This is a genomic window from Prevotella heparinolytica, from assembly GCF_002998535.1.
GTDB lineage: Bacteria > Bacteroidota > Bacteroidia > Bacteroidales > Bacteroidaceae > Bacteroides > Bacteroides heparinolyticus.
The window spans coordinates 1,953,993-1,971,108 of sequence record NZ_CP027234.1 but is presented as its reverse complement, the minus strand read 5'-3'; the positions used below and the strand labels follow the sequence as shown (position 1 = coordinate 1,971,108).

13 protein-coding genes and 1 pseudogene are annotated in these 17,116 nt (G+C 41.6%); 12 read left to right on the top strand and 2 right to left on the bottom strand.

Translation table 11 applies throughout. From position 1 onward, the window contains the following. Positions 1-38 precede the first annotated feature (38 nt). From C3V43_RS08095 to C3V43_RS08080, 4 genes are read left to right on the top strand one after another with little or no spacing between them, the layout of a single operon-like run. Positions 39-3,548 carry a TonB-dependent receptor gene (locus C3V43_RS08095; protein ID WP_106069370.1) on the top strand — a complete coding sequence of 1,170 codons (3,510 nt, stop codon included), beginning with the start codon at positions 39-41 and terminating at the stop codon, positions 3,546-3,548. An 18-nt stretch (positions 3,549-3,566) separates the two neighbouring features. After that, positions 3,567-4,937 (top strand): RagB/SusD family nutrient uptake outer membrane protein, encoded by a 1,371-nt coding sequence (locus C3V43_RS08090; protein WP_106069369.1) that lies wholly within the window; start codon positions 3,567-3,569, stop codon positions 4,935-4,937. A 25-nt stretch (positions 4,938-4,962) separates the two neighbouring features. After that, on the top strand, positions 4,963-5,859 hold the full coding sequence (locus C3V43_RS08085; RefSeq protein WP_106069368.1) for a glycerophosphodiester phosphodiesterase family protein: 897 nt from the start codon (positions 4,963-4,965) through the stop codon (positions 5,857-5,859). Between the two features lie 16 nt (positions 5,860-5,875). Beyond that, positions 5,876-7,222 (top strand): MFS transporter, encoded by a 1,347-nt coding sequence (locus C3V43_RS08080; RefSeq protein WP_106069367.1) that lies wholly within the window; start codon positions 5,876-5,878, stop codon positions 7,220-7,222. An 857-nt stretch (positions 7,223-8,079) separates the two neighbouring features. Here C3V43_RS08080 and C3V43_RS08075 read toward each other — a convergent pair. Next, positions 8,080-8,394: pseudogene (locus C3V43_RS08075) on the bottom strand (helix-turn-helix domain-containing protein); the annotation flags it as partial. A 139-nt stretch (positions 8,395-8,533) separates the two neighbouring features. Beyond that, complete coding sequence (locus C3V43_RS08070; protein WP_217349949.1) at positions 8,534-9,016, bottom strand: helix-turn-helix domain-containing protein; 483 nt, start codon at positions 9,014-9,016, stop codon at positions 8,534-8,536. Between the two features lie 136 nt (positions 9,017-9,152). Here C3V43_RS08070 and C3V43_RS08065 point away from each other — a divergent pair, with 136 nt between their 5' ends. The 8 genes from C3V43_RS08065 to C3V43_RS08030 all read left to right on the top strand — a co-directional run bounded on the left by C3V43_RS08065 (position 9,153) and on the right by C3V43_RS08030 (position 17,116). Next, positions 9,153-9,353, top strand: coding sequence for a hypothetical protein (locus C3V43_RS08065; RefSeq protein WP_129588740.1), 201 nt, complete (start codon positions 9,153-9,155; stop codon positions 9,351-9,353). A 17-nt stretch (positions 9,354-9,370) separates the two neighbouring features. Beyond that, on the top strand, positions 9,371-9,547 hold the full coding sequence (locus C3V43_RS14790) for a hypothetical protein (RefSeq protein ID WP_164996228.1): 177 nt from the start codon (positions 9,371-9,373) through the stop codon (positions 9,545-9,547). A 167-nt stretch (positions 9,548-9,714) separates the two neighbouring features. Next, positions 9,715-10,374 carry a CPBP family glutamic-type intramembrane protease gene (locus C3V43_RS08060; RefSeq protein WP_106069365.1) on the top strand — a complete coding sequence of 220 codons (660 nt, stop codon included), beginning with the start codon at positions 9,715-9,717 and terminating at the stop codon, positions 10,372-10,374. Between the two features lie 15 nt (positions 10,375-10,389). Then, the gene (locus tag C3V43_RS08055; RefSeq protein ID WP_106069364.1) at positions 10,390-11,544 is read left to right on the top strand and encodes an HlyD family secretion protein; all 1,155 of its coding nucleotides are present in this window, start codon (positions 10,390-10,392) and stop codon (positions 11,542-11,544) included. A 6-nt stretch (positions 11,545-11,550) separates the two neighbouring features. Continuing rightward, positions 11,551-13,704 carry a peptidase domain-containing ABC transporter gene (locus tag C3V43_RS08050; protein ID WP_106069363.1) on the top strand — a complete coding sequence of 718 codons (2,154 nt, stop codon included), beginning with the start codon at positions 11,551-11,553 and terminating at the stop codon, positions 13,702-13,704. Positions 13,705-14,282: 578 nt separating this feature from the next. After that, entirely contained in the window at positions 14,283-14,804 is a 522-nt protein-coding gene (locus tag C3V43_RS08040) for an HU family DNA-binding protein (RefSeq protein WP_106069361.1), read from the top strand. 210 nt (positions 14,805-15,014) lie between these two features. Beyond that, on the top strand, positions 15,015-16,376 hold the full coding sequence (locus C3V43_RS08035) for a BamI family beta-barrel-assembly machinery protein (protein ID WP_106069360.1): 1,362 nt from the start codon (positions 15,015-15,017) through the stop codon (positions 16,374-16,376). 5 nt (positions 16,377-16,381) lie between these two features. Continuing rightward, positions 16,382-17,116 carry an isoprenyl transferase gene (locus C3V43_RS08030; RefSeq protein WP_106069359.1) on the top strand — a complete coding sequence of 245 codons (735 nt, stop codon included), beginning with the start codon at positions 16,382-16,384 and terminating at the stop codon, positions 17,114-17,116.

Here is a 17,116-nt window from a genome sequence, read left to right as displayed (position 1 = left end):
TGATTTTTATACTAAATGTTAATCTAAAAGTAAAAGTTATGAAACACAGAATTTTATTTGTGCTGCTTTTCTGTTTTGCGGTTTGCTCTGCAGTTTCGGCCCAAGAGGTGTCAATGAATTTTCGGCAAGTGAAGTTGGAGAAGGTTTTTGATACTATTACGCAACAAACCGGGCTTACAGTGGCTTATAGCAGGCCTACGGTCAATCCCGAAAAGATTGTTTCCATTCAGGCGGATAAAGAAGAAATTTCCAAATTCCTTCGGCGACTGCTTGCAGATATGGATGTGGATTTTGAGATTGGCGAGACAAAAATTTACCTGAAAGCAAAGGTCGCTTCCGATACAACCAAGCAAAGCGGTAAGACAAAGAATATTTCCGGCACTGTCATTGACCAGAATGGAGAGCCGGTGATTGGTGCCAGCGTAATTGTGAAAGGCACCACCAATGGATTGATTACCGATATGGATGGAAACTATACATTGACCGACGTTCCGGAAGATGCTGTCATTTCCATATCATATATCGGGTATCAGACGGTGGAGCTGAAAGCCGATAACAAAGCTTTGGCAAAGGTTACGTTGAAAGAGGATAGCGAGTTGCTGGAAGAAGTGGTAGTTGTGGGTTATGGAGTACAAAAGAAACGCGATGTAACAACGGCTATTGCCAGTCTTCGTGCAAGCGACATGAAGGGACAGCCGGTAACTTCTATGGCAGAGGCCATGGTAGGCAGGATGCCGGGAGTGCAAGTATCGCAGGCGACGGGTGCTCCGGGGGCTTCTTTGCAGATTAAAGTACGTGGAACGGGAACCATTACGGCAGGAACTTCTCCGTTGTATGTTGTAGACGGTGTGCCGCTTGCCCAAGAGCAACTGAATACGTTTAATCTGAATGACGTGGAATCCATCGAGGTGCTGAAAGACGCTTCTTCAGCCGCAATTTACGGTTCGCGCGGTTCAAACGGTGTGGTATTGATAACTACCAAGAAAGGACAGGAGGGACGTGCCACAGTCTCTTATAACGGATTTTATGGTTGGCAGGCGGTTTCCAAAAAGATAGATATGCTCAATGCTTATGAGTATGCCGACTTGGTGAATGATGCCCGTAATAACACGTATAAGGATAAAATGGAGTCGGTCAATCGAAAACTCATAGCGCAAAATAAGAGTCCTTTGCCTTATAATATATCGGATGATAATGCTACTCGTCTGCAGAACACCAATAATGATTATAATACAATTGTTCCCATGGAGATTTTGCCATATCTGAGAGGAGAGAAGGGGCTGATTGACACAGATTGGCAAGATGAGATTTTCCGTATGGCAGGCATGCAGAGCCACTCTGTTTCCGTTTCCGGAGGCAGTCAGAAGATAAGGTATTATGCATCTGTCGATTATTTATCACAAGAAGGTGTCATTGTCAACAGTGATTTTACCCGTTATAGTTCACGCTTCAACCTCGATGTAACCGAAGGTATTTTTAAGTTCGGATTATCGTTAAGTCCATCTGTGACAATAGAAAATGCTGTCAATTCGGACGGTGCTTATAATTCCAATGGCGGTGGCATCATAGCTTCTGCCTTGCACTGTGCTCCTATATTCCCGGTATATAATCCCGACGGTTCTTTTTCTTTCATCCAAAACGCTTGGAGTTCGAATACGCGAACGATACTCTCGAATGGTACTGTCAAGAAAGGTAATAGTCAGACACAAGTCTGGAATCCCGTAGCATTGGCTATGTTGCAGAAAGATGAAACGAAAGCATCCCGCATCTTTGGCAATGTTTATGGAGAAGTAGCTTTTATGCCGGAGTTGAAATATCGTGCCAATTTCGGTGTGGATATATACAGCAGTTCAAGGGATACTTTTCGTCCGTCCACCATCCCAATTTCTAATACGGAAGGTAATCCGGAGTCGGTTCCCGAAGCAACTGCGCGAACTGGCAAGATGTATAACTGGCTGTTTGAACAAACCATGAACTATAATAAGGAAGTAGGTGGGCACTCGTTTTCTGCATTGGCCGGCTGGACCATGCAATACCAAAGAGATGAAAGCACCTATGCCTTTGCCAATGGATTCATCACGAATACTGTACCGACGTTGAATGCGGGTACTGTTACCCGTGGTAATACGCAGGCTTCTGAGTGGGCTTTACTTTCGGGACTTGCCCGTCTCCAGTATAATTATAAAGGCAAATATATGCTTACCGGGGCTATTCGTGCAGATGGCGCTTCCCGTTTTGGAAAGCACAACCGCTGGGGATGGTTTCCGTCAATATCTGCCGGATGGCGTATGACTGAAGAAAAATTCATGAAGTCTTTGTCTTTCATCGACGATTTGAAGTTGCGTGCCAGCTATGGCCTGACAGGTAATTTCCGTATACCTAACTACGGTGCGCAAGGTGAAGTTGCCTATCTTAGCTATGTGTTGGGTGGAAGCAGTGCGGAGGCTGTCAAGGGAGCAGCGCCCAAGAGTATGCCTAATCCCGAATTGCGTTGGGAAAAGACAGCACAGGTGAATGTGGGGTTCGATGCATCGCTATTTAAGAACCGCTTGACTTTGGGTTTGGATGTATATAACAGTAACACGTATGACTTGCTTTTGAATGTGCCTGTACCAATGATGACGGGTTATAGTACTCGTTTGGAAAATATCGGTAAAGTGAACAATAAGGGAGTGGAGTTTAATATTGCAACCAACCAGAAGACGGGCAACCTCAACTGGAGTCTTTATTTCAATATCTCAAAGAATATCAACGAAGTGAAAGAACTCGGACCGGGCAATGCGGATATTATATCTTCCGGTTCAGTGAGCAATGCCTATTTTATAACTCGCGTGGGTGAAGCAATCGGAAGCTATTATCTTCCTATCGTAGAAGGCGTTTATAAGAATCAGGCTGAGGTGGATGCTGCTTTGCACTATAAGGATTCTCCCACCAATTATGGATTGGCTGACACAAAACCGGGTGATTTTAAATTTAAGGATGTCAATGGAGACAAGATATTGGATATTTCGGATACGGATCGTGCCATTGTGGGTAATTACATGCCCGATTTTACTTATGGTTTCGGTGCTACACTGGCTTGGAAAGGTGTCGACTTCGGTATTGTTTTCCAAGGAGTGCAAGGTAATGAAATTCTAAACCTGTCACGGCGATATTTTTATAACCATGAAGGAAATATGAATAACTACAAAGGGGCTATTAATCGCTGGAAGTCGGAGGATAATCCCGGTAGTGGAATGAATGTACGTGCCAATCGTGTCAGCAAAGGACAGAACGGAATAACCTCTACATGGCATGTGGAAGACGGCTCTTATCTGCGCATCAAGAATATTTCTTTGGGATATACGTTGCCGGGAAGTTGGCTTCGGAAGGTGTATTTGAAGTCTGCCCGTATATATTGTTCCGTCCAAAATCCATTTACCTTTACAAGTTATGAGGGGTATAATCCGGAGGTATCAAATCGCACTGCCGCAACGACCAATGGAGAAGATTACGGTGTATATCCATTGGCAAGAACGACCTCGATAGGCGTTAATCTTACGTTTTAATCTTAAAAAAACAGTGATATGAAAAAAATAATAATATTGGTTTTTACAGCAATAATTCTTTCAAGCTGTAATGATTTTATAGATCTGAAACCCATTGATTTTCCTACGGAAGAGACGTTTTATAAAGATGTAAAAGGGTTGGAAGGAGCCGTTATAGGCCTTTATGATGAGTTGCAGTCCAGTGGTCAGTATGGAGCAACTTTCATGACTTTGATGGAAGTGCGTGGCGACAATGTAAAAGATGATAATTCCGGTGCCAGTGGCGGTATCAGATACCAGATAGAAGTGTTTACTGAGACCCCGGCAAACTCCAATTTGTCAGGCGCTTGGCTTTCGCTCTACAAAACGATTTATCGTTGCAACTTGGTTCTTCAAAATATGGAACAGGTATCAATGTCTGAAGAACAACGAACTCGTATAGTCGGACAAGCCTCGTTTATACGTGCATTGTGTTATTTTAATCTGGTTCGCTTGTGGGGTGAAGTGCCCGTCGTCACTAAGACTCAGACTGTGGCAGAAGCACGTAATAATAAGCGTGCTGCCGTCGGTGAGGTTTATGACCGGATAGTCAAAGACCTGACCGTGGCCCAGAGCTTGCCTGCTGTTTGGGCAGAGGCGGAAAGGGGTCGTGTCACTTCGTATGCTGCTCATGCGTTGCTGGCAAAGGTCCACTTGTATAGAAAAAACTATCAGGGGGTTGTCAATGAGCTTGCCCCGGTAATGGCAGCCATCAAGGCAGAGAAGGATTTGATGTTGGTACCTATGCCGCAAACTTTCCCTAATAATCTGAAAACAAGCAAGGATATCATTTTCGCCGTTCAATATCTTAAGGGTGGAATTGGCGAGTCTGTTCACCAGAATAATCGCTATCGCAACAATGATAATGGCAATGTCATTTCTTTGGAACAGTCGGAATTTGAAAGCAATGCGGACAATCGTAAGGCATTGGTCGCTCCTACCGGGAGTGGAAAGCGTCCGGGCAAATTTGATGCGCCTGCTACAAACAACGAAACCAGTGCCGATTTTCCTGTGTTGCGTTGCGCTGAAGTAATGTTGATGTATGCCGAAGCGGCTAATGAGCTTGCCGCCACTCCTACACAAGAGGCTTTGGATGCCCTGAATGCCGTACGCATAAACGCAGGACTTACCGGTAAGACATTAGACGAATTGTCCACAAAAGAACTCTTCCGACGGGCGGTATATAAGGAGCGTCGTCTGGAACTTGCTTTAGAGTGCGACCGATGGTTTGACATTGTGCGTACAGGTCAAATGTCTTCCATATTTCCCGGAATTGCCAACTATCGCCAACTCTATCCGGTTCCTTTGACTGAAATAGAGAATGTCAATGATAAGACAGGTTGGCAGAACGAGGGATATATTATAGAATAAAAGTTGTTTTGAAATCCGTGAAATTATGAGAAAGATACATTTATTGCTGTTTGCACTTTTTGCTGTATTGCAACTTTCGGCTCAAGACCGCGTTGCGCAGATTCGTGAAAAACTGATGAATCGCGACCAAAGCTCGGTGCTTGTGGTAGCTCATCGTGGCGACTGGCGTAATTTCCCTGAGAACTCAATGGAGGCGATAGACAACGCCATTAAGATGGGTGTGGACATTGTGGAGCTGGATGTAATGGAGACAAAAGACGGTGAACTGATATTGATGCATGATAAGTCATTGGATCGTACCACTACCGGAAAAGGCTTGGTTTCAGAAAACACGCTTGATGAGATACGGAAATTGAAGTTAAAGAATGGCTGTAATATCCGTACCATTCACAAAGTCCCTACTTTGGAGGAGGCTTTGCTTCACGCCAAAGGTAAGATTATGATAAATCTGGATAAAGCAGACGCTTATTTTGACCGGATTTATGAACTGATGCAGAAGACGGCAACCACCAAGCAAATCATAATGAAAGGGCGTAAGACGGTGGAAGAAGTCAAGAAGCAATTCGGCGATTATTTGAACGATGTAATCTATATGCCCATTATAGACCTCGATGCGCCGGGGGCTGAGGAGCAAATAGAAAAGTTCATTAAGGACATGGCTCCTGTTGCTTTCGAGTTGCTGTATGTAAAAGACACCAATCCGCTTCCTAAGAAACTGGCGACAGCTTTGAGCGGCCGTTCTCTTATTTGGTATAATACTTTGTGGGACACGATGGCAGGCGGACATGACGATGACATGTCTTTGCAGAGTCCGGATGTCGGTTATGGATATCTGATTGATACATTGGGATGTCGCATAATACAGACGGACAGACCTGCTTACCTGCTGGAATATCTGAAAGCAAAGAATCTGCACGAATAGGGGGGGCTGAGAACTCATGTGGAAGTTTATTGCCAATTTTTACAAGGTCTCGCAAGCGAGGCCTTGTAATGGAGAGACTTTGCCGGAACAGAAACGTCGCTTGAAACATCTGCAATGGTCCACTTTTCTTGCCGCGACGCTGGGGTATGGCATATATTACGTCTGCCGTCTCAGTTTGAACGTAGTGAAGAAGCCGATAGTGGAGGAGGGTGTTTTTTCTGAAACAGAATTGGGCATCATCGGTTCGGTGTTGTTCTTTACCTATGCTGTTGGCAAGTTCACCAATGGCTTTCTGGCCGATCGTAGCAATATAAACCGCTTCATGAGCACCGGACTGTTGGTGACGGCATTGGTCAACCTTTGCCTCGGCTTTGTCAATTCATTCATCCTGTTTGCTGTCCTTTGGGGAATCAGCGGTTGGTTTCAGTCAATCGGTGCGGCTTCCTGTGTGGTGGGATTGTCACGTTGGTTCACGGATAAGCAGCGCGGCTCTTTCTATGGATTCTGGAGTGCGAGCCATAACATCGGTGAAGCCATGACTTTTATTGTTGTTGCTTCCATTGTCAGTGCTTTCGGTTGGCGGTATGGCTTTCTGGGGGCAGGACTTGTCGGACTGGCCGGTGCCTTGATTGTCTGGCGTTTTTTTCACGATACTCCGCAAAGCAAAGGGCTTCCTGCCGTTAATGAGCCTAAGAAAGAGAAAGAAATGAGTGCATCGCAGAGCGAGGAGTTCAACCGTGCTCAAAAAGAGGTGCTTCGCAATCCTGCCATCTGGATATTGGCCCTCAGCAGTGCTTTCATGTATATCAGCCGTTATGCGGTGAACAGTTGGGGCGTTTTTTATTTGGAGGCGCAGAAAGGCTACTCGACGCTGGATGCCAGCTTCATCATCTCCATCAGTTCGGTTTGCGGCATTGTGGGCACCGTGTTTTCCGGTGTTATCTCTGACAAACTGTTCGGAGGGCGTCGCAATGTTCCTGCCTTGATTTTCGGTTTGCTGAATGTTGCAGCCCTCTGCCTTTTTTTGCTTGTGCCGGGAGTTCATTTTGGGTTGGATGCTGTGGCAATGGTGTTGTTCGGTCTTGGTATCGGTGTGCTGATTTGTTTTCTCGGTGGATTGATGGCCGTTGATATAGCTTCTCGTAATGCTTCGGGGGCTGCATTGGGAGTGGTCGGCATTGCCAGTTATATTGGTGCAGGGCTTCAGGATGTGATGAGTGGTGTGCTAATAGAGGGAAACAAATCCATGATAGACGGAGTGGAAGTTTATGACTTTACTTATATCAATTGGTTTTGGATAGGTTCTGCCTTGTTGTCAGTATTGTTGGCTTTGTTTGTTTGGAATGCTCGGAATAAATCGTAATCCGTTGGCGGAATAATTATAACGCATACCCGATCTCTTCATGAAATTATTATCAGCCAATCTCGAAGAATGAAGCAATTGCACAAACTGATTGACCTGATTGCTGATGATGTGTTGATAAAGGAGTAGGATAATATCTTTACAAAATATGCCTTTATTCTTTCCCTTTTGAAAAAGAAAACGGAGTTGTCTTTTCTCACTCCTATACTGATCTACCCCCCCCCCTGCCAGAAGGTGTTCTGGCAGGGGGGATTGTATTCTGATGGTTGGCTGAGAGAAACGGATTGGTTTGGAAATTTTGTTACAAATATAAGTGCCCGATAAAACCTGAGACAATAGGCAGTATATCGAATAAGGCTCTATGATGTTGATTTTCAATAACCCTGTTACTTATTCTATTTAAACTTTAATATTTATTGAAAAAATAAGCCTCTCAAATATTATTCTATCGACTGTCCGCTAAATTTCGGCCTGCTGAGAATGTAGAGAGCTTACTTGAATGATTATCATGAATTTACTTCGGGATTGAATGGCTTTTACCGAGAGTTTTATCGGAGAAAGATCGTTTATTTATCTCAACAAAAAAACAAGTGGTGGAACATCTTTTTCAGGCCTTTTTTACGAGCAATGCGGACTCGGTCTTATATTGAGGCTACCTAAGTCCTATACTTAGGGTATCTAAGTCGTATACTTAGGGTACCTAAGTCGTATACTTAGATACCCCCTCGTCAGAAGGTGTTCTGGTAGGGGAATTTGTGTGGGCGGTTTTTGGTTAGGATAAAGAGAGGGAGAGGTTTGGAAATTTTCTGACAATAGCCTTGGAATGTTTTAAATGTAACTTGAATTTGATATGAATCATATTCGCTCGGTGCTATCCCGAACTGTCTCTTGAAGGTGGTCGAGGAGTGCGACAGTGTGCTGAATCCCGTCATGTCGGCTATTTCCGAAACGGTATACCTGCCCTCTTTTATCAGCTCGGCAGCGCGGTTCAGCTTGTAGGTCTTGAAGAAGACGCTGGGATTCTCGCCCGTCAGTCCCTTTACCTTGTAGTAGAGCTTGGTGCTCGAGATTCTCAGTAGTTCGGTCATACGTGCCACATCCTGTTCCGGGTTGGACAGCTCGTTCTCCATCAGGTGGTAAAGCTCCATCTTGAACGAGTTGTCTTGGGGGGCTTTGTGTGTTAAACCATGCTATAAAAATGAGGAATCTTCATGACTACTATTGCTGACTTGTCGGCTTATAGGGTTTTCTGACAGCCTCCCTCATACACGAAGTTGAAGCGAATGGGATTGAACAGCGTTGTACGACTAACTAAGTGTGTTTGTTTTGTACCAACTCGCGCAAAAAAACGATTTCGGTTTTAAGATGCAGAATCTCTTCTTTTAAGTCGGCTACATGGTCTCTGACTATTTTTCTATTTTCTTGATAATAATTTTCAGATTCTTGATGCCCAATTATGGTACAGTTTCCATTGTTATTTTGATTGTAAACTCTTGCTTGGGGGTCATTAAGTAACTCTGTTGCCGATTTGTCTAAAATAACGGCAATCTGCATCAATCTTTCAACGGAAAGTTTACTTTGGTTCGTTTCTATTTTTCGGTAGGCTGAGTGAGATATCTGCAATTCATCTGCCATATTTTCAAGAGTAAAACCCTTCTCTTTTCTCGCGCTTTGTATATTGGCAAGTACTGTCTCTATTTTATTATTGGTTGAATCCATAGTAAAATTAATTAAGTAAATTTGTTGTTTTGGTAAAAGTATAAAATACTTTCGTAAAAGTATAAATCTTTTCATATAAGTTTCAAAGAGGTTCCTTTATATGCTTTATTTTTGTTTTCATTAATGAAGTATAAGTTTATTGAGTACACTCAGTGATTTATTCTTTTTAAAAGAATGTGTTTTAAGTATTAACCTTTTTAAGTATTTTGCAATGAAAGCATTAGAGTTAAGTAATTATGGCGTTCAAGAAATGAATGCCACGGATGTTCTCTGTGTAAATGGAGGTATGGATGGAAATGAATTTTGTTTGAGTCCTGAATTACATGAAAAAGTAGTAAAAAAAGCCTTAAAGGGCATCAAGGATGGTTGTGATTATGTGTATGGATTTTTTCGAGGATTTTTAGGGGTTTAACATATTAAAATACAGTTATGATGGAAAATTTGATAGAATTAAGTTATACTGAAATGTTAGATATTTCAGGGGGAAGTGAAAAAACATATAACAAGGGGTATGAACATGGAGCAAAATTCAGAAAAGCTCTTGATAATGTGGGTGTGATTACTTTGCTTGTGTTAATTGTAAGTCGAGGACGAATTAGGGTTTGATGACCTGTTCATAAAAATGGGAGGACATTGTCAAAGAATAGATTTGAATCAAATACTTTTTGTGTATGTCTTTTATGAAACTATTTGTCGTAGAAGAAGAAACAAATTGGGATTTAATCTTAAAATCTTTTGATATGTCCTCTTATTTTCTAAAATCAATTTAAATTATGATTCTTAAATTTTATAGTAGTATAGACAATAATTTATTAACCAAAAAGAAAATAATACTCAAATCTATCTCTTTTTACATTGTTAGTCAAATGGTTGTGATGTTGTCTATCGGGATATTCTATTTCGCTTTAAAGTTTTTGAATATTGATCCCTACTTATTTTATCCTCATTCAATCAAAAATATTGTTCCCGATAAATGGTATCTTATCATTTTTATTGGACCTGTGATTGAAGAAATTGCTTTTAGACTTGGAATTTCATTTAATAAAAAAGATTTGGTAATTTCTTTGCCTGTACTTTGTTTTATATTACTTAGTGCGGCTTTGGGAGGATATTCAAGTCAAGTTGTCTTAAAGTGCATAATAAGTCTGTGTTTATTCATATTTCTTATTGCCTTACCGCAGGATTTCTCAGTAAGATACGCCTCTAAATTTGGCAAACAAACTGTTGTTGGTTTGGTATTCCTTTTCGGATTTCTCCATTTATTCAATTTTGATATTTCTGTTCGTTATCTTCCTGTTTATATATTTCTTTGTTCTCCTCAAATAGTAATGGGGATAACTTTCTCATACCTAAGGCTAAATGCAGGTTTTATATACGCTATCGGTGCTCATATAATAGTAAACTGTATATCTATGTTTTTTCAGATTATTTGATAAATTAGTCAATTGATGTCTAAGCAAATTTTTCCTCCCGAAATCCTCCATAACACCGTAGAAGTCTATCACGTAAAAATTCACACTCGCAGCAAAGCTATTTATTGGCTTATTTTGTGTTTGTTGGGTGTGGCTTTCGCGGTGTTGTTTTTGGTAAAAGTGGATATTACGTCGCAAAGTCGCGGTGTTATCCGTACGCCGTATGAGAACACTGTTATCCAGACTATGGTGTATGGTGAAATTGTTACCTATAATATGGCGGAAAATAAAACGATATCTGTTGGCGATACGTTATTGGTGCTCAATTCTGATAAAATTGCCGAACAAATAATGTCGTTTAAGCAAAAAATCTCTGAGAATCAAGATTTTATTTCCAATTTGCAAGCGGTTATCGACAATCGAGTTCACTCCATTACACTACCTCAATATCGCAACGAATATCGACATGCCAATGCAAAAATCAAGGAATTACAAATAACTGTTGATTATTTAAAAAGAGATCTTGAAGTCAATAAAAAACTGCACGAAAAAAAGATAATATCAAGTTTCGATTACTTGCAAAGCGAAATCAATTATCAAAAAGCCAACGAACAAATAACTGCTGCACGTGATGAATTTCTTACTGCTTGGCAAAACAAGCAAACCAATTTCACACTACAAGTCAACGAGTGGCAATCTACCATTACACAACTCGAAAAAGAGTTGCGACAATATGTAATTATAGCTCCTGTAAACGGAAGATTGTTACAAGTAGCCGGATTCAGACAAGGCAATTTTATTGCTCCTTCACAAACATTGGCGTATATCTCGTCAAACGATTCGCTGCTTACCGAATGTTATGTATCACCTGCCAACATTGCTTATTTATATGTAGGGCAATCGGTTCATTTTCAAATTGATGCATTTAATTACCACCAATGGGGTATGATAGAAGGTTCGGTTAAAGAAATTCTTACCGATGTGGTTATAGTAAATGAAAAACCAATGTTTCGGGTGCGTTGTAGCTTACATGCAAAGAGCTTACGACTTAAAAACGGATGTGAAGGAAGTTTGCAAAAAGGAATGACATGTACGGCACGCTTTATGTTAAATCGCCGTACGTTGTGGCAACTGCTTTTCGATAAATTGGATAATTGGCTGAATCCGAAAATCATAAATAAAAAAGAATAATTTGGTATGGGTATAAAGATTAAGCAACACGATATTACTGATTGCGGTGCAGTATGTTTAGCATCCATTGCTTCTTATTATAAATTACAATTGCCTGTTGCACGCATTCGCCAAATTGCCGGAACTGACACCAAAGGCACTAATGTGCTTGGAATGGTGAAAGCTGCCGAACTGTTGGGATTTTCGGCAAAAGGTGTAAGAGGTAATCGAGAATCGCTGAGCAAAATACCACTTCCCACTATTGCTCACGTGATTATAAAACGAGGTGAAGTACAATTGCACCACTATGTGGTAATCTATCGCTTAAAAAAGAATAAGATAACCTATATGGATCCGGGTGATGGCAAAAAGCACACAGTGTCTGTAGAGGATTTCATGGTGCAATGGTCGGGAGTATTGATACTGTTGCTTCCCAACAACAATTTTACGGCACGCAATGAAAAAGTCTCCAACCTCAAACGTTTTCTGTATTTATTGGCACCGCACAAAACAGTGCTTACACAAAGCCTTATCGGTGCCATTTTATATACCGTTCTCGGACTTTCTACCTCCATTTACATACAAAAAATAACCGATAATGTACTTCCCACTGGTAATACTAATCTGCTTAATCTAATGGGTGTAGGCATGCTAATTATTTGGGTATTTGAATTACTTTTAGGCATCAATCAAACGTTGTTTATGATGAAAACTGGACAACAAATTGATAGTCGTCTCATACTCGGTTATTACAAACACTTGTTGCGTCTTCCACAACGTTTTTTCGATACTATGCGAGTGGGTGAAATCATTTCTCGTATCAACGATGCCGTAAAAATTCGCTCGTTTATTAACGATGTGTCTGTTTCACTTGTGGTAAATGTGTTTATTGTACTGTTTTCGTTTGTGTTGATGTTTGTATATAGTTGGAAACTGGCATTGATTATGTTGGTTGTTATACCGCTTTATATAACGATTTATTTGATAACCAACCGAATGAATAAGAAACAAGAGCGCAAGTTGATGGAGCATTCCGCTGATTTGGAAAGTCAATTGGTGGAGTCTGTCAATTCCGTGCGTACCATTAAGCAGTTTGGAATTGAAGACTTCAGCAATATGAAAACAGAGGTAAGGTTTGTAACTTTACTTAAAACAGTATTTAAGTCGGGTATAAACTCCATTTTTTCGGGATATTCATCCGAAGCCATTAGCCGCTTGTTTACTATTGTTTTACTTTGGGTAGGGTCGTATTTTGTGATAAATAATGAAATTACACCGGGAGAATTACTCTCTTTTTATGCTATTATCGGCTATTTTATGGGCCCTATTGCAAGTTTAATAGGAGCTAATAAATCTATGCAAAACGCTTTAATTGCTGCTGACCGTTTGTTTGAAATTATGGATTTAGAAACCGAGTCTAATGAAAAAAAAATAGAGATAAAAGCAGAAAACGTGGGTGACATTGTATTTCAACATATAGCCTTTTCATACGGTACGCGAAGAGAAGTTTTTTCCGATTTTTCGCTTACTATTCCGCACGGAAAAAGTGTTGCCATCGTCGGAGAAAGTGGTTCGGGAAAAACCACATTGTTTTCACTGTTGCAAAAACTCTACCCACTCAATAGCGGAAAAATAATCATCAATGGATTGGATATTGATTATATTTCGACGGAAAGTATGCGGAATATTGTTGGAAGTGTTCCTCAACAGGTAAATTTATTTTCAGGCAATATCATTGAAAATATTGCTGTAGGCGATTTTCAACCGGATATGCAACGTATTATTAATATTCTGCGAGAATTAGGATTAATGCCTTTTATTGAGAAACTTCCCGAAGGTTTGACTACACAAGTGGGGGAAAACGGTGTTGCTTTGTCCGGAGGGGAGAAACAGCGTATTGCCATTGCACGAGCTTTGTATCGAAATCCGGAAATTATTCTTTTTGACGAAGCTACATCGTCACTTGACTCTCAATCGGAGCAATATGTGAAAAATGTGTTACGACGCCTTAATCAAGAAGGAAAAACAATTATTCTTATTGCGCATAGACTCAGTACGGTAGTGGATTCCGACTTGATAGCAGTACTGGAAAATGGACGACTTATTGAACAAGGGTCACATTCTGATTTGTATAAAGAAGGATCTCGCTATTATGAGATGTGTCAGAAGCAAGTTATTTAGCCAGCCCTTAAAATCCATTCAACAGATATTGTCCCAGAATAAATTCAAAATGGGCTTTTTAAGGTTCGACAAATTGTTTCAAAGATGAGCTTTTAACTTGCAGAGAATATGCTTAGCAATTAGTCCGTTATCATTTGAAAACAATAACGGGCTGATTTTATAGTTTGTAATAGTCAAGACTTGTTCTGACAAATGGTTTACTATTGGGTAAAGCGAAGTCCTCAAAAGATGTGATAGTGATGATTGTAGAGATTGCTCAGATAGCCTATGCTCATTATCAGATACTTACCTTTTTCATTTGTAGAGATTGTCCCCCGAAGCCTCTTTTACTTGTTTCATGCCTTGTTTTCTCTTGTAGAGATGCCGATTTTAAAGTATGCTGATTATTAATTTTTTAACCAAGTCGGTTGTAGATGCCGTTTTCTTGCTTTCTCTTGCATCTCGCCCTAACTTTGCAACATCGAATTTGAGAAATACGAAAGGCTTAATCGTTGAGGCCTCGCGATGAAAACCCTCGCTTCTCTCGGGTGAGATAAGAAAAATAAAACACATTATTAATTATTTAAAACATTATTATTATGGCATTTTTTAAAAGAGTTCAGAAGAAAATAAACAATTTGTGGTATCCTCAATCCGTAACTTGGGGCAAGGCTGTGACTACTCGTGAAGTGGCCGATGAACTTTCAAGCATCTCCACCGTGACTCGCGGTGATACGTATGCAGTGATGGGAAATCTGGGACGAGTGTTGAGTAACTATATGGCACAAGGTCGTACCGTGAAGTTGGACGGTATTGGTACATTCTTTTACACGGCCAAATCTTCGAAAAGAGGTGTAGAGACAGCCAAGGAGGTAAGTGTTTCTCAGATAAAGGGTGTACGTGTACGTTTTATTCCCGAAGTGGAGCGTGGCAGTGGTAATCTGGTTACTACCCGCAGCATGGTAGATACCAAGATTGTGTGGGAAGAATGGGGTAAGGTTGCTACCCCGAGTGGTAAAACTCCAAGTGGTAATACCGCTGGCACAACCCCCTCAGGTAGCGGTGAAACCGGTGGTCAGGGTAGCGGCGAAGGCAATCAAGGCGAAAATCCGCTTGGCTGATTTCCGGCCCGGCAACGGGGCTGAATAGAATGCCGGCAGAAGAGTATGAAGCTCTTTTGCCGGCATTGTTTTTCTATATCTCAGGGCTTTTGAATCGGGAAAAACAGTCATATTATCTATAATTTAATATAAAACTTCCCCGCAAAGCTATATATAGAAAAAAATGTTCCTATTTTTGCAGGTTGTAAATAAACACAGATTTTAAAAAAGATGAGAATAAAGTTTCTATCAGTAATTGTGAGCTTTCTTGTGGTGTCTGTGGCGCTAAGTTCGTGCCTCAAGTCTGAAGACAACTATGAATTAAGCTCTGATGCTACGATACATGCTTTCGGTATTGACACCATACATGGCAAATATTATAAATTCACGATTGACCAGATCAACAGGGTAATCTACAACAGAGATTCATTGCCGGTAGGCTCGGATACCATCATCGACCGGATATTGATTGATACGATGACCGTGACCGGATGGATAACTTCCGGTTCGCCCGACACTTTGTTTGTCAGAAGAGACTCTGTGGACTTGAGGCCGGCCATGAATAACAGTGGCGGCATGAAATTCAAAGTATATGCGGCCGACGGAGTTACGAACCGTGAATATACCCTGAAAATCAATGTTCATTTGCAAGACCCGGACTCTTTGGTATGGACAGATATGCAAACCAAAGGCGGCATATTCTCCGACATGGTGAACGAGGGTGAGCAAAAAGCTGTCGTCTTAGAAGGAAATTTGTTTGTTTACACTTCCGCTACCGGTGCATACAAGACTTCGACCTCCCCTGACAAATATGCCTGGAACAAGCTGCATGTGTCCGGCTTGCCATCGGATGCAAAGTTGACATCCGTTGTTGAATACAACGGCATGCTCTACATGCTGACTGCGAGTAAAAAAGTATATATTTCCGAAGATGGGGCTGCCTGGGCAGAAAACGCTACATTGGGAAACAATGTGATTGTTCTCATCGGCGGCTTCTCCGATCGCTTGTCCGGTATCTTGGAAATAGACGGAAAAAAATATTTTAATATCAGCAAAGACGGGAAGAATTGGGAAGTTGCTGCTGCCGGCACAGCAAGCACGTTGGAAGAAGTACCCCTCGGATTTCCTACTGAAAATATTATTTCAACTTTAACCCAAACCGGTAACGGTGTGGAAAAGGTACTCCTGGCAGGCATGCCGTTGGCAGATAATAAAATGACGACACCTTGGTTTTCATTGGATGGCCGAGGTTGGGCAGCTTTGACCGGCGCTTCCTATAATGCTTATTGTCCCGGAATATCACACCCTGTTATTATGCATTATGGCGATATGTTCTATTGTTTCGGTGGAGAAATGGATGCTATCTATCGCTCCGTCGAAGGACTTGCATGGTATAAGACGAAATCAAAAATCTTGTTACCCCGGGAGTTCAAAGGTAAAGGAGCTTACTCCGTTGTAGTGGAACCGACAAGGGACAAAACGGTGGCATCGGCCGACAAACGAGATTTCATTTGGGTGGTGTTTGGCGGAAACGGTGCTAAGAACGAGGTGTGGCGCGGACGTCTTAACAGATTGGGCTTCGAAATACAATAAAAAAGATGTTATATAAAGAAGAAATCGATTTAAACCGGATACCTCGGCACGTGGCAATCATCATGGACGGCAACGGGCGGTGGGCCAAGCAGCGCGGACACGAACGCAGCTATGGACATCAGGCCGGTGCGGAGACTGTGCATGTCATTGCGGAAACGGCTGCCAGACTGGGAATCGGATACCTTACTTTATATACGTTTTCTACCGAAAACTGGAACCGTCCGTCGGACGAAGTAGCGGCTTTGATGTCGCTCCTATTGGACTCCATTGAGGAAGAGACGTTTATGAAGAATAATATACGTTTTCGGGTGATAGGCGATATTGAGAAACTGCCTGTCAACGTACAACAACGGCTCAATGCTTGTGTGGAGGATACGTCACGTAACACAGGGATGTGTTTGGTGCTGGCGTTGAGCTATTCCTCCCGATGGGAAATAACGGAAGCTGTCCGGCAAATAGCTGTTCTGGCTCAAAGAGGAAAGCTGAAGCCGGAGCAAATAGACAGTGAACTGATATCCGGCCATCTGACCACTAACTTTATGCCCGATCCCGACCTGTTGATACGTACCGGAGGCGAAATACGGCTCAGCAACTACCTGCTTTGGCAGTGTGCATACTCCGAACTATATTTCTGTGAAACCTATTGGCCGGACTTTCGTGAAGAAGAACTTTACAAAGCTATATGCGACTTCCAGAAACGCGAACGCAGGTTCGGAAAAACAAGTGAACAAATCAGTTAA

Bases quoted from the DNA above. Each gene is read 5' to 3' on its own strand.
- C3V43_RS08095 (WP_106069370.1), top strand. From the start codon at position 39: ATGAAACACAGAATTTTATTTGTGCTGCTTTTCTGTTTTGCGGTTTGC.
- C3V43_RS08090 (WP_106069369.1), top strand. From the start codon at position 3,567: ATGAAAAAAATAATAATATTGGTTTTTACAGCAATAATTCTTTCAAGC.
- C3V43_RS08085 (WP_106069368.1), top strand. From the start codon at position 4,963: ATGAGAAAGATACATTTATTGCTGTTTGCACTTTTTGCTGTATTGCAA.
- C3V43_RS08080 (WP_106069367.1), top strand. From the start codon at position 5,876: ATGTGGAAGTTTATTGCCAATTTTTACAAGGTCTCGCAAGCGAGGCCT.
- C3V43_RS08070 (WP_217349949.1), bottom strand. From the start codon at position 9,016: ATGAAAAGATTTATACTTTTACGAAAGTATTTTATACTTTTACCAAAA.
- C3V43_RS08065 (WP_129588740.1), top strand. From the start codon at position 9,153: ATGAAAGCATTAGAGTTAAGTAATTATGGCGTTCAAGAAATGAATGCC.
- C3V43_RS14790 (WP_164996228.1), top strand. From the start codon at position 9,371: ATGATGGAAAATTTGATAGAATTAAGTTATACTGAAATGTTAGATATT.
- C3V43_RS08060 (WP_106069365.1), top strand. From the start codon at position 9,715: ATGATTCTTAAATTTTATAGTAGTATAGACAATAATTTATTAACCAAA.
- C3V43_RS08055 (WP_106069364.1), top strand. From the start codon at position 10,390: ATGTCTAAGCAAATTTTTCCTCCCGAAATCCTCCATAACACCGTAGAA.
- C3V43_RS08050 (WP_106069363.1), top strand. From the start codon at position 11,551: ATGGGTATAAAGATTAAGCAACACGATATTACTGATTGCGGTGCAGTA.
- C3V43_RS08040 (WP_106069361.1), top strand. From the start codon at position 14,283: ATGGCATTTTTTAAAAGAGTTCAGAAGAAAATAAACAATTTGTGGTAT.
- C3V43_RS08035 (WP_106069360.1), top strand. From the start codon at position 15,015: ATGAGAATAAAGTTTCTATCAGTAATTGTGAGCTTTCTTGTGGTGTCT.
- C3V43_RS08030 (WP_106069359.1), top strand. From the start codon at position 16,382: ATGTTATATAAAGAAGAAATCGATTTAAACCGGATACCTCGGCACGTG.